Source organism: Dokdonia sp. R78006, assembly GCF_042466145.1.
In the GTDB taxonomy this organism is placed as follows: Bacteria; Bacteroidota; Bacteroidia; order Flavobacteriales; family Flavobacteriaceae; genus Dokdonia.
In genome coordinates this window covers 2,392,316-2,405,280 of record NZ_JAXHBU010000001.1, presented here as the reverse complement: position 1 = coordinate 2,405,280, position 12,965 = coordinate 2,392,316, and the positions used below count along the sequence as shown (strand labels likewise).

12 protein-coding genes are annotated in these 12,965 nt (G+C 37.3%); 3 read left to right on the top strand and 9 right to left on the bottom strand.

Going from position 1 to position 12,965, the window contains the following annotated elements; all coding sequences use genetic code 11:
• Positions 1-3 precede the first annotated feature (3 nt).
• Positions 4-1,212: a class I SAM-dependent rRNA methyltransferase gene (locus SJY37_RS10715; protein WP_298324040.1), complete on the bottom strand. Its 1,209-nt coding sequence runs from the start codon at positions 1,210-1,212 to the stop codon at positions 4-6.
• A gap of 73 nt (positions 1,213-1,285) precedes the next feature.
• Between SJY37_RS10715 and SJY37_RS10710 the strand changes: the two genes are divergently transcribed.
• Positions 1,286-1,903 (top strand): M15 family metallopeptidase, encoded by a 618-nt coding sequence (locus SJY37_RS10710; protein ID WP_298324037.1) that lies wholly within the window; start codon positions 1,286-1,288, stop codon positions 1,901-1,903.
• Positions 1,904-1,905: 2 nt separating this feature from the next.
• Here SJY37_RS10710 and SJY37_RS10705 read toward each other — a convergent pair whose 3' ends face one another.
• The 4 genes from SJY37_RS10705 to SJY37_RS10690 all read right to left on the bottom strand — a co-directional run bounded on the left by SJY37_RS10705 (position 1,906) and on the right by SJY37_RS10690 (position 6,636).
• Positions 1,906-4,404, bottom strand: coding sequence for a zinc-dependent metalloprotease (locus SJY37_RS10705; protein ID WP_298324034.1), 2,499 nt, complete (start codon positions 4,402-4,404; stop codon positions 1,906-1,908).
• Between the two features lie 109 nt (positions 4,405-4,513).
• Entirely contained in the window at positions 4,514-4,903 is a 390-nt protein-coding gene (locus SJY37_RS10700; protein ID WP_298324030.1) for an acyl-CoA thioesterase, read from the bottom strand.
• Between the two features lie 148 nt (positions 4,904-5,051).
• Entirely contained in the window at positions 5,052-5,738 is a 687-nt protein-coding gene (locus SJY37_RS10695) for an HAD family hydrolase (RefSeq protein WP_298324027.1), read from the bottom strand.
• Positions 5,739-5,781: 43 nt separating this feature from the next.
• Complete coding sequence (locus SJY37_RS10690) at positions 5,782-6,636, bottom strand: glycoside hydrolase family 16 protein (protein WP_298324024.1); 855 nt, start codon at positions 6,634-6,636, stop codon at positions 5,782-5,784.
• 92 nt (positions 6,637-6,728) lie between these two features.
• Between SJY37_RS10690 and SJY37_RS10685 the strand changes: the two genes are divergently transcribed.
• The gene (locus tag SJY37_RS10685) at positions 6,729-7,583 is read left to right on the top strand and encodes a DUF5694 domain-containing protein (protein WP_298324021.1); all 855 of its coding nucleotides are present in this window, start codon (positions 6,729-6,731) and stop codon (positions 7,581-7,583) included.
• A gap of 20 nt (positions 7,584-7,603) precedes the next feature.
• Here the strand turns inward: SJY37_RS10685 and SJY37_RS10680 are convergent, their stop codons facing one another.
• From SJY37_RS10680 to aroC, 4 genes are all read right to left on the bottom strand, one after another.
• The gene (locus tag SJY37_RS10680; RefSeq protein ID WP_298324019.1) at positions 7,604-8,422 is read right to left on the bottom strand and encodes a hypothetical protein; all 819 of its coding nucleotides are present in this window, start codon (positions 8,420-8,422) and stop codon (positions 7,604-7,606) included.
• Between the two features lie 6 nt (positions 8,423-8,428).
• A complete protein-coding gene (locus SJY37_RS10675; protein ID WP_298324017.1) occupies positions 8,429-9,208 on the bottom strand; it encodes a hypothetical protein in 780 nt (259 codons plus the stop codon).
• Between the two features lie 119 nt (positions 9,209-9,327).
• A complete protein-coding gene (locus SJY37_RS10670; protein ID WP_298324015.1) occupies positions 9,328-10,773 on the bottom strand; it encodes a dicarboxylate/amino acid:cation symporter in 1,446 nt (481 codons plus the stop codon).
• Between the two features lie 132 nt (positions 10,774-10,905).
• Positions 10,906-11,970, bottom strand: coding sequence for a chorismate synthase (aroC, locus tag SJY37_RS10665; RefSeq protein ID WP_298324012.1), 1,065 nt, complete (start codon positions 11,968-11,970; stop codon positions 10,906-10,908).
• 172 nt (positions 11,971-12,142) lie between these two features.
• Here aroC and SJY37_RS10660 point away from each other — a divergent pair, with 172 nt between their 5' ends.
• The gene (locus SJY37_RS10660) at positions 12,143-12,955 is read left to right on the top strand and encodes a UDP-2,3-diacylglucosamine diphosphatase (RefSeq protein WP_298324009.1); all 813 of its coding nucleotides are present in this window, start codon (positions 12,143-12,145) and stop codon (positions 12,953-12,955) included.
• Positions 12,956-12,965: the final 10 nt, after the last annotated feature.

Below are 12,965 nucleotides of genomic sequence, written 5' to 3'. Positions count from 1 at the left end.
ACACTAGTTTAATCTATAATAACCACACTTGAGATATGCTCCTTCTGGAAAACTAATAGGGTGATCACTGTCGTGATACGTCTTACCTTCTACTGTAAACTTACGATCTGCCTTTTTAATATTGAGTTCACAGATGTCAAAAAACGCCTCTGCTTCTACTCTAGATGAACAAGATGCTAGTACAAGCATCCCTCTTTTGGCTGTTAGTTTGGTTCCTAATTGAGCAAGTCTAGCGTAGCTATTTCTAGCTGTGTTTACTTCCTTTGCACTTTTTGCAAAACTTGGTGGATCTATCACAACGATATCATACTTCTCCCCTTCATCTATAAGTTGCTGTAAGCCTACAAATGCATCTACAGCAAGTATTTTGTGCTTTCCTGTGTGCTGATTGAGCTTACCATTTTCTAGCGCAACTTGTAACGCCTGAGCACTTATATCAAGACTCAACACCTCTGTTGCTCCTCCAGCAAGTGCATGTACAGAGAATCCTCCTGCATAACTAAAGACATCTAGCACCGTCTTACCTTTTGCCATGTCTCCTACTCTTTTTCTATTGTTGCGGTGGTCTAAAAAGTATCCTGTTTTATGCCCATGAATCACGTTTGCCGAAAATTTCACTCCGTGTTCCACAAAACGAACTACTTCCTTTTTGAGGGTTCCAAAGATCACTTGTCCATCTGTAAATCCATGTGATTTACCTTTTGCAACATTGCGACTTAAGCGCAATACCATTGTATTTGCTTTTGAGGTTTCAATAAGCTCAGGTAATATTTCTTCCAGATATGGAAACCAGATAGCGCTGTAAATTTTTACAACAATGACATCATTATAAACATCTGCAATGAGTCCTGGGAAACCATCATTTTCTCCAAAAATGAGACGATAACTATTGGTATGTGTTCTCAATAGCTGTTTTCTCAAGGAGAATGCTTCCTTTATTCTAGTTTTAAAAAACTCCTCATTTATTGTTGCAGGCACATTACTGAGAACCTTTATTTTTATAGGAGAATCTGGATCATACAATCCTATTCCAAACACTTTATCAGATCGATTATCAAAAAGAATGGCAATATCGCCAGAGCTTCCAGCTTTATTAAGCTTTGCTATACTATTTTCAAAAATCCACGGGTGCCCTTGTTTTACAAGCTTTTCGGCATTTGTTGTGAGGTGTACTGCAAGTCTCTTTGTCTTTATTTGAGGTAAATCAATCATGTAAGATGTAGTATTATGAAATTACGCTTTCGCGAAAGCGTGAAAAAAACCAAATTAATCGTAATTTTCCAGTATGAGAATGTATCGCACGCTTTTTTTAGTAGTATCGGCCTTTTTTTTTCTAACCTTTCAAAGTGATGATGAAAGTCCGCTGGTAAATATAGACCAGTTTGACTCAACTTTTGCATATGATGTGCGTTATGCGACAGATGATAATTTTTTAAAACAAACGGTTTATGACTGCGTGCAATGTTTACTCATACCCGAGGTGGCAGAGGCGCTTGTAGATGCAAATAATTATTTCTGTGAGTTAGGCTACATGGTAAAGCTGTATGATTGCTACAGACCATTATCTGTACAGAAAAAAATGTGGGAGATATATCCTAATCCAGGTTATGTAGGAAATCCATATGGTAGTGGCTCTATACATAATCGTGGAGCTGCTATAGATATGACTATTGTTAAGTTAGATGGCACTCCGCTAGATATGGGGAGTGACTATGACTTTTTTGGTAAAGCTGCTCATATTGATCACCCACATAATGAGACCATAACTGCAAATAGAAAGCAATTATGGTCTGTTATGAAAAAATTTGGCTTCTCACCTATTCGTACAGAGTGGTGGCATTTTAATTATAATGCAAAGAACTATGGTCTTAAAGTACTTGACATCGATTTTGACTGTGAGTAATTTTATTTAGGATCTAGCAATTGCTCTATGCGTGCAATGGCATCTTCATAGTGATATTTTGTAACCGTATTCACATTGCTATTACGCGCTGAGCGTAGTTTACTACGCAGTTTTCCTAGTTCACCTCTTACTAGCGGTCGCACATCTGATACACTCACATCGTAATATAGAGTTCCTTCAAAACCAGATCTTCCAGATCTAGCTTTTGGACCTTGGTCCGTCATTAAAAACTCCATTCTATCTAAGTAAGAACGCTGCAAATTACGACGATAAAGATCTACCGAAGTGCCTCTGATAGTTTCTGACCAGATACCATTTCTAAGATCTGAAAGCATATCAAGAGCGCTATAGTAATCTGTTTGCGTAGTCTCTGCGTCTATAAGACGACCTATCCTATCAAAACTTAAGATTCTATTTAAATAGCGTGATTGTGTTCTTCTCACCTTTTCTGCATAACCTGCGTGATCTATGTTTTGCATGATCGCTGGATCTACAAGCCATGTAGGAGTTTCAAAAAGATTGTTCTGTAACCAACTCATTGATTCCTTCTGTGCAGCTTTATCTAGATGCGTGTACACTACTCCTGATTGTGAAGGCATTTTAATATCTTCAAACACTCCTCCTATATTTGTAACTACATGACCTACAAATCTGCTATAAACACCTAAAAGCTCTCCATAAAGCTCTTGTAGATCTCCATAGTCGTTTGTTTTATCTGACGTCCAGCTAGGAAGATTTTGTGCTACATAACGCAAGTTCTTAATTCCGTAAGTACTTGCTTTTACAGGATCATTACCTATAGATTCCGTCTGTGACTGCGGATCAAAACTACTAGACTGTCGTCCAAATTTAAAACGAGGATCTCCAGCTTTTTCTTTAATCCACTTATTAAGAGTTGCTTTTTCCATTAACGGTGAAGAAGCTTCTGGTAACCAGCGGTAACCCCAGTTAGTCGCATAATGATCATAAGGTCCCATCTGGCGTACAAAACGGATGTTTGTATCTCCTGGTTGTGCTATATAATTATATCTAGCATAATCCATAAGACTAGCTGCAATACCATTTTCTTGTGTAAAAGCTCCGTCTCTGTAAGATTCTACATCATATGCATAACTTGCTGCCATGTTGTGTGGAAAACCTAATGCATGACCAACCTCATGAGCAATTACCATACGCATCATCTCTCCAATCTCTTCTTCTGGAGTATCTAGGGTTCTCGCGCTTGGATTTGCTGCTCCTGTTTCAAGGAGGTATCTATTTCTATAACTGCGCAGGTGATTGTGATACCAGATAATATCACTTTCTATAATCTCACCACTACGTGGATCTGAAACACTTGGTCCTACCGCATTACGCGTAGTACTCGCCACATATCTTACAACAGAATATCTTATATCTTCTGGGCTAAAATCTGGATCTTCTTCTGGTGTAGGAGCATCCTTTGCAATGATTGCATTTTTAAAGCCTGCAGTTTCAAAAGGCTTTTGCCAGTCTTCTATTCCTTGTTTAATGTACTCTTTTAGGCTTTCTGGCGTTCCTGGGTCTAAGTAGTAGACAATAGGCTTTACTGGATCTACCAGCTCACCTCTTTTATACGCTTCTGGATCACTAGGCTCTAGTCTCCAGCGACGTATGTATGTTTTCTCATCTGCTTTTAAAGCATCGCTTCCATAATCAAACTGATTTACAGTAAAAAAACCAACACGTGGGTCATACAATCTAGGTTGCATTGCCACCTCTGGAAGTAAAATCATAGATTGATTTACTTGCAAACTGATACTCTCTGCAGAACGTTCTGTAGGTGGCTCTGAGGCATCATACGTAAAGTCTTGCTTTACTTCAATGTTTTCTGGAAAACTCTTAACACTGTTGATAAAGCTACGGCTACCATCAAGTTTTTTTACTTTGTATTCTTTACGTAAACGACCAGATAGCGGACTAATCGCTTTTACGTCTGTAGAGAATAATTTTGTAACATCAATGACTACGGCAGTAGAGTCTTGATTGAACGTTTCTACATTAAAAGCATATAATGTAGGTTCATAATTGTTTACTCGTACAGAGTTGCTTATCGCCTTACTGCTATCTGCAATGTTGGTGTATGACTTTATCTTAAGTAAGACCTTATCTTGAAAACGCTGCCAGTGTACAACTTGCTCGTTAGTTTTTGAACCAGCATTCATATAACCACCTCCTAGTCCGTTAGGAATTTGAGCAATACGAGTCACCCATAGCATGTCTTTTTCAAGCGCAGTAAATGGGATTTCGTAATAAAAATTATTTTTGATTTTGTGTACTTGAAATAAGCCAGAATCTGTAACTGCTTCTTTTGTAATTACATCAGTATATGATTTGATTGCGCCCTTATCAGCTTTTTTAGGAGTTGCAACCTGCTCTTTTTTATTTTTTGACTTACGCTTTCTTAATTCTTTGCGTTGTGCAAAAGAATCTTGAACATTAAAAAAGGTAGCAATGAGACAGAGAAGTAGTATTCTTTTCATGGAGTTTGTTTAAAGTACTCCGAAAATAAGAATTGACTGCAACGAGCAAGATTAATTTTAGATAACATTAACAGAATACGGACGTATTAACATTAGTGTTTATCACTCGCTATTTGTCCAGTCTATCTTTTACAAATTCTATTTGCGTTTTACCATGTGCCTGCGCCTTTCCATCTTCATCTAGACCTACCATTACAATACGTTCAATACTGATAATAATCTCTCTAGTCATCTTATTGCGCACCTCGCATCTCAATGTGAGTGATGCTGTACCAAAAGCAGTAGCTTCAATCCCTATCTCAATAATATCACCTATTTTGGCACTAGAGCGAAAGTCTATCTCACTCATGTACTTTGTAACCGTCCTAGGATTTTCTAGTTGGATGATGGCATAAAGCGCCGCTTCTTCATCAATCCATTCTAAGAGCCTTCCGCCAAAGAGTGTTCCATTAGGATTTAAGTCTTCAGGTTTTATCCATTTACGTGTGTGAAAATTCATAATATCTAGGTTGAGATTTATTTAAAGTTAGCAAAAAGATGTCTCAAGCTTTCACGAAAGCGTAATTAAATAATTCATTTTATCACATCATCAATAAGCTCCATAGAAAGGCTTATCAATTTATGAAATGAGTGATATTAAATAAAAATTATAGGTGTTTGAGAATCTCGCTAGACGTTCCAAAAGATTTAAAACGCTCGTGAGTAATCTCTATATCTACCTGCTCATGCGCCCATGTAGTGTGGAAAGGAATATGAAATGCATGACCTCCTATTTCTAAGACTGGCAGCACATCAGACTTTAATGAATTACCAATCATAAGAAAGGTGTCTGGGCTGATATCTAGGTGTTTTACAAGCTTAAGATAATTTACCGGCTGCTTGTCTGACATTACTTCTATATGATGAAAATATTTTGAAAGTCCAGATTTTTCTAGTTTACGCTCTTGGTCGAGAAGATCTCCCTTAGTAGCTACTACGAGTTTATACTTATCAGAAAGCTGGTCCAGCACCTCTTCAATACCATCAATAAGATCTACAGGAGCGTTAAGCATCTCCTTACCTATATCTATAATGCTTGCAATAATCTCATTAGTGACATTCCCTTCAGAAACTTCTTGCGCACATTCAATTAATGATAATGTAAAAGGCTTTATCCCGTATCCGTAAAGAGAGAGATTGCGCATTTCCATTTCAAAAAGTCGTTTTTGGCACGACTCATAGTCAATATAAGGACTCAGTAATTTACACACCTCATCTTCGGCATCACGGAAGAATGTTTCATTGACCCATAAGGTATCATCTGCATCAAAGGCAATCGTATGAATGTTGTTCATGGTATTGTTTTAAGCACGCTTTCGCGAAAGCGTAATAGTCCCTTTAATCCAATTCGTACACACGTACATAATCTACCTCCATTGCTGCTGGGAAAATAAGGTCGTCTACCTCACCTCCAAGATTACCTCCTACGGCAATATTGAGTATAAAATAGTATTCCTTCATAAAAGGCCAGTTTTCATTATTATAATCTTCTGGACGATCAATGGTAAGAGTTATGTTATCCGGGCTATCTATATAAAATTGAAGTTGGTCTTCTTTCCATAGCAATCCATAAATGTGAAACTCCTCTTCAATAGTAGGAAGCGCAATAAAATCTGTTGAAATTTGAGTTCCATTAGAATGGTTATTTGCAACGCTATGTATGGTTTGTAATACTTGATCTGGATTCTTACTTACGTACTCCATCACATCAATCTCCCCACATTGTGGCCATCCTATCTCTGTAATATCTGCACCAAGCATCCATAATGCAGGCCAGATACCTTTTCCTTTATAATCAGGCATCTTTGCTCTGATGGCTACGTGACCATATTGCACTTTCTGAGTACTTGTGATTCTAGCAGAAGTATAATCACCTACTTTTTGACCTTCGCCCTCTTTCTTTACAATAATTTTGAGAGATCCATCTGCCACCTCAACATTATTCCCATCTGTATAATTTTGTAATTCGTCATTTCCCCACCCAGTAGCACCTGTTTTGTAATTCCACTGCGAGGTATCTACAGTTGTACCGTTAAACTCTTCGCTCCACTTTAACTTTTTAGTTTCTGTTGCTTCTTGAGAAGATGATTCTACTTGTTCAACATTACTCTCTAAGTCATTGTTGTTTTGATTTAGTTCCTTACAGCTCACAATAGCTGTAAAAATAAATATTAGAAGGATGCTATTTTTCATGATAATAGGGTGTGAATTTATAAAGTTTAAAAATACAATATAACTGTAACAATCATAAATGAAATGGGTCAATATGAGTAAACAACCACACCATGAAATACGTTATTCTATTAAGTACAATTTTAATGGCTTCTTGTGTACAAGTCGAGCCAAAATTCTCTGAAAATCCGTCTGTTGCTAGCTATGACTCTTTCTATAACCAAGAAAGGGCTAAGGTACTTGTAGTGGGTACATTTCATTTTGATTATCCTGGCCTCGATGAAGTCAAAACTGCAGAAAGTGATAAAATAGATATTCTTACAGAGCCTAAAAAATCTGAAGTAACAGCGCTAGTCAACTATATAAAGCGCTTTAATCCTACTAAAATTGCTATAGAAGCTTTTCCTCAGTGGAACACGAACGAGAAATTTAAAGACTACAAAAATGGACTCAAAAATAATGAGCGCGATGAGCGCTACCAGCTTGGCATGCGTATCGCGCGAGAGTTATCTATAGACTCTTTATATCCCGTGGATGCTGGAAATATGCGAAGCGAACTATGGGAAAGAGATTCTATTACTTTTAAAGAGCTTTTTGGAAAGGTAGATTGGGAAGTATCTGATCCATACTGGGAGATGGCAGAAAAATCTTTTGAGCAAGATGATAAACTCACCAAGGAGCTACCACTCCTCGATTATTTTAAAAGAATGAATACGAGAGCCGCTCATAATTTTAATTATGGTTTGTACTTAACAGGTTCTTTTGAAACTGGCGATGGTCAAGGAGCAGATCACCTTGCTACTTGGTGGTATGATCGTAATCTTAGAATCTTTAACAACATCCAGAAAATCACTAATGATAATAATGATAGGGTTTTGGTAATAATAGGTAATGGTCATGCATCGATACTTAGACATCTTTATGAAGCCTCTCCAGAATTTGAATACATAGAATTTGATAGTTTATAGGTGTAAACACCTAATAACTCCTAATTGAAACTTTGACTATTATTTGATGCTCCAGGAGTACTAGTCGCAGAAGTTGTCCAGCTAAAATTAGCATACATATTACCTGGCCCACCGGTAAGTTGTAGAGATTCGCCTGCGGGGTTTGTACCTTCTTCTTCTACTCCTATATCTATAGAAGTTATTCCCGCTGCCACTCCAGCCGTAGCAGTAAACGCACCTTCATAACTTAAAAACTGAATGAGTTTACCTGCAGGATTTACAAGTGCGATACCATCAGGAGATGGTCCTCCGTTTTGAATTCCACCAGGTGGATAGTTAATAAGTGTAAAGCCAAAACCATTACCAGTGTCGTTACCTATAAGACCGGAAAGAAATGTAGTATTATATGGAGAGGTATTGTTCCCATTATATAACACCACAGAATATCCATTTATATCCAGTCCCGCAACACCAGCGACTTCTATAAATTCGCCTGCATCTACTCCCGCATTATCATAATGAATTTCATTTATCCAAATATCTGTTCTCACAGGAATTTCTGAAGCACATTTTATATGTCCCCAAAATTCTCCATTAAAAATATCAATACATCCAGTAGCTTCTACATAGACCATCATACCTTTATCTGCGATAGTTGTTGGTATACCATCTCTAGCCGCATCAGATGGAATTCGTGGTGGCATAAAACCTAAATAAGCTCCAGCACCATCTACCTGACTACTTACTTCAAGCATCGACTTTTCTGAGGGGTTTCTTGTACCTACTCCTACTTGGCCTACTACAACAAATGAATAGAAAATCACTCCAATTAGACACAAACACTGTTTTGAAAAACTCATAATCTTCTAATTAAAAGTTTGTCCTATATTCTTCAAATCAGCTGTACTTTGACCTGTAGCACTTGTACTCCAAGAAAAATCCATAAAAGAATTGCCTGTTCCTGTAAGATGTATAGATTGTGTTGCTATTGTACTTGTATTCTCTACTACACCTACATTAATTGATGTAAGTCCGTTTGCTGGTCCACCAGTAGCTGTGATAGTTCCTTCATAACTCAAAAACTGTATCACCTTACCGTCAGGCCCTACAAGTGCGAAACCGCTTGTATCATTTCTTAAATTGGCATCTACAGAAACAGCTCCGAAGCCATTTTCTTCATCATCTATAGTGCCTGAGAGCGTTAGAATAACACCATAGGGTTGTCCAGTATCCGCACGATATCTCACCAAGTAATAACCCGAGATATCTAAACCTGCAGACCCTGCAATTTCTATGAACTGATTTACATCTGTCCCACTGTTTGTATAATGAAATTCATTGATCCAAATGTCTGAGGGTCCTCCAGAGCAATAAATACTTTCCCATGCTGTGCCTGTCCAAAAGTCTAAACAGCCAGTTTCTTCTACAAAAACCATTAGACCTATATCTGTAGTAGTAGGTGCGATACTTGCTTGATTTGCCGTAGTTGCTACTCTAGGAGGTATAAACCCTTTATAAGCACCAGCTGTAGTAACACCACTTATTTCGAGCATAGCAGCATCAGAGGGTGTAGTGGTTCCTATACCAACTTGGGCATACGAAAATGAAGTTGCTAGTAGCAACAAAGAAAACATAAAGACTTTCATAACTATGATTTTAAACATCATAGCTAAGCAATTAATTTACAATGTAGTAGTTTGGGATTATGAAAGTAATGAAGATTTATCTTACAAAATACAATTACATGTAATTTTCGGCTAACCACCTATTTTTCAGGATTAAAGGCGTCGTCTGGATTTACAGTATCATCATAATTTAGCATTCCTTCCGTTTTTGCAATAATGGAAGAAACCGTTGCATCTCCAGTAACATTTACCACCGTTCTACACATATCAAGAATACGGTCTACAGGAAAGATAATCGCAATCCAAGCTGGATTTAAATCTACAGAACCTAGGACAATAATTAGCATCACAAGTCCTGCACTAGGTACCGCTGCAGATCCTATAGAGGCTAGTGTCGCCGTAAGTACAATAGTAAGTTGTTGCCCTATCGTAAGGTCAATCATGTGAAGTTGTGCAAGAAAAACAACTGCTACAGCTTGATATAAAACTGTACCATCCATATTTACAGTAGCGCCTATTGGAAGCACAAAACTTGTTATTTTCTTATCTACTCCTAAGTTATCCTCTACACACTCCATCGTTACAGGAAGTGTCGCAGCGCTACTTGAGGTAGAGAAAGCTGTAGTTTGCGCAAGACCCATTGCTTTAAAAAAACCTTTATAAGGAATGGTACGTACAAAGATTTTAATAATAAGCGGATACATTACAAATATCATAAGCATTAAGCCTAAGAACACTGTAAGTGAGTACCATGAGAGTCCTTTAAATATTTCTACCACTTTTCCTATGTCGTCACCTGCCATCTTACTTATGACACCAGCAAGTAATGCAAATACAAAAAATGGAGAAGCTTGCATCACAAAATCTACCATCTTTAAAAAGACCTCCATGACACTATCTACTAGTTTAATGACTGGTCCAGACTTTTCTTTAGGAATAAACAGCAAGCTAATCCCAAAAAATATGGCAAAGAAGATAATTTGCAACATTAATCCATTATCTGTAAGCGCTTTGAAGAAGTTTTGAGGTACGAGATCTATAAGAGGTTGCAGAGGACCTGCGTCTTTAGTGGCATTTGCAGTTTTCATTTTTTCTGCAACGGTAGCGTCCTCTCCTTTTGTTTTTACCAATTCGTTTACACGTCCAGCGCGTTCCATAAACTGAGGATCTTGTAAATAATTTACGCCATCTTTAATCTCTAAACCTTGTTCTTGAGCCCACAGCTCATAACTTATTCTATTATCTATACGGCTTTCTTGATCTACAAGCGCTCCAGGCTTAACAATATTTACAAGTGTTAATCCTAGTCCTACCGCTAGTAATGTAGTGATGAGATATGCTAGTAATGTTTTTCCACCCATTCTACCTAAACTAGAAGGGTCACCTATACCAGCAACTCCAGCGATGATAGAGAACAGAACTAAAGGAACTGCAATAAGCTTTAAAAGATTAATAAAAATAGTCCCAAAAGGTGCAATCCAATTAATCGTAAAATCACTTAATCCTACCGAAGAAGACACAAGTGCCCAAACTACACCTAAAATTAATCCAATAATAATCTTCCAGTGTAGTGCTAATTTTTTCATAGGTAGTAGTTCCTTCTTGATTGAAAACCCAACTAGTGAGTTGAAAATGTGATGTTTAAATTTATTTCAAAATACTATAAATCCCTCGGAGGCAAACAGCTTTACTACTTACCATTCCTCGCAATTTTATTTCTACAATCTAATAGATTTATCTCGTAGTACAAAATCTGCTATTACAAGTGCTGCCATCGCCTCTACAATAGGCACTGCACGAGGTACCACACACGGATCGTGCCTTCCCTTTCCTTGCATTTCTACCACTTCTCCGGCTGCATTTATAGTTTCTTGTTTTTGCATTACAGTTGCAACTGGCTTGAATGCTACCTTAAAGTAAATATCCATCCCGTTAGAAATACCTCCTTGAACACCGCCACTCAGGTTAGTTTTAGTAGTTCCATCTGTATTAAAATGATCGTTATGATCACTTCCTTTCATAGTTGCTCCTTCAAAACCGCTTCCGTATTCAAATCCCTTTACAGCATTTATAGATAGCATTGCTTTCCCTAGCTCTGCATGAAGTTTATCAAAAACTGGCTCTCCAAGACCTACAGGCACATTTTGTATTACACAAGTAATCACACCTCCTATAGTGTCTCCTTGTTTTTTTATTTCTTTAATTTTTTCTTCACACGCTTTCGCGAAAGCGGGATCTGCACACCTCACATCATTTTTTTCAATCTCGCTAAAGTCAAGATCTTGATATGGTGTATCCATAGATAAATCCCCCACAGCACTTGTAAATGCGTGAAATGATATCCCTTTCAAAAATTGTTTTGCAATGGCTCCAGCTACAACGCGACTTGCCGTCTCTCTTGCCGAAGATCTTCCTCCGCCACGGTAGTCACGGTTACCATACTTTTTATCATAGGTGTAATCTGCGTGACTAGGTCTGTAGGTATCTTTAATATGACCGTAATCCTTAGATTTTTGGTTTGTATTTACAATCTGAAAACCAATAGGTGTTCCCGTTGTTTTATCCTCAAATATTCCTGATAAGAAATCTACGGTATCTGGTTCCTTACGTTGTGTTACAATCTTAGATTGACCAGGCTTACGACGATCTAAATCGTGCTGAATCGCATCAAAGTCAATGCTCAAACCGGCAGGACATCCGTCTATAATTCCACCTATAGCCTTACCATGTGATTCTCCAAAAGTTGTGACCTTAAATATAGTTCCGTACGTATTACCTGCCATCGTATGTGTTTTTAACAAATGTAAATTGAAAAGGCCATAATCAAAAGCTAAAAACTCACTTAATGATTAATTAACTTGGTCTCTATTAAATAACTATAACTTTTATAATTCTTAACGTCTAATTTACCACCCTATCTAAAATTCTAAAGACCTTACAAGCAAAACAATCTCGGTGAAAAGACCCGTAGAAATTGCTGTACTATCAGACATACATCTAGGCACTTATGGCTGCCACGCTGCAGAAGTCTGTCAATATTTAAATTCTATCACACCAGAAATACTCATCTTAAACGGTGATATCATTGACATCTGGCAGTTTAGAAAACGTTTCTTCCCTAAAGAGCATCTCAAAGTCATTAAAAAAATAATCACACTTGCTTCAAAAGGAACTCACGTGTACTACATCACAGGTAATCATGATGAGATGCTTAGAAAATTTAGTGATGCTACTATGGGAAATATACACCTTATCGATAAGCTTGTGCTTAATCTAGATGGTAAAAAAGCTTGGTTTTTTCATGGTGACGTTTTTGATGTTTCTATACAGCACACTAAATGGATTGCAAAACTAGGCGGTTGGGGTTATGACTTCTTGATTCTATTTAATAGGCTTCTTAACAAATGGCTTATAAGTATGGGAAGAGAGAAATACTCTCTCTCAAAAAAGATTAAGAATAGTGTAAAAGGAGCAGTGAAGTTTATCAATGATTTTGAAACAACAGCAACAGATCTCGCTATAGAAAACAAATTTGATTACGTTATTTGCGGTCATATACATCAACCCGCAAAGCGATTAGTACATAATCAAAAAGGAAGTACACTCTACTTAAATAGTGGTGACTGGATAGAAAATTTGAGCTACCTAGAATATAATAATAGCAAATGGAGTCTCAATTACTATAGAGAAAACCAAAATAATAAACGTAACAATACCTCAAAAGTTCTCCTTGAGCCTAGCATGTTCCAACCAGATATTTTTAACTAATAAATTTCAG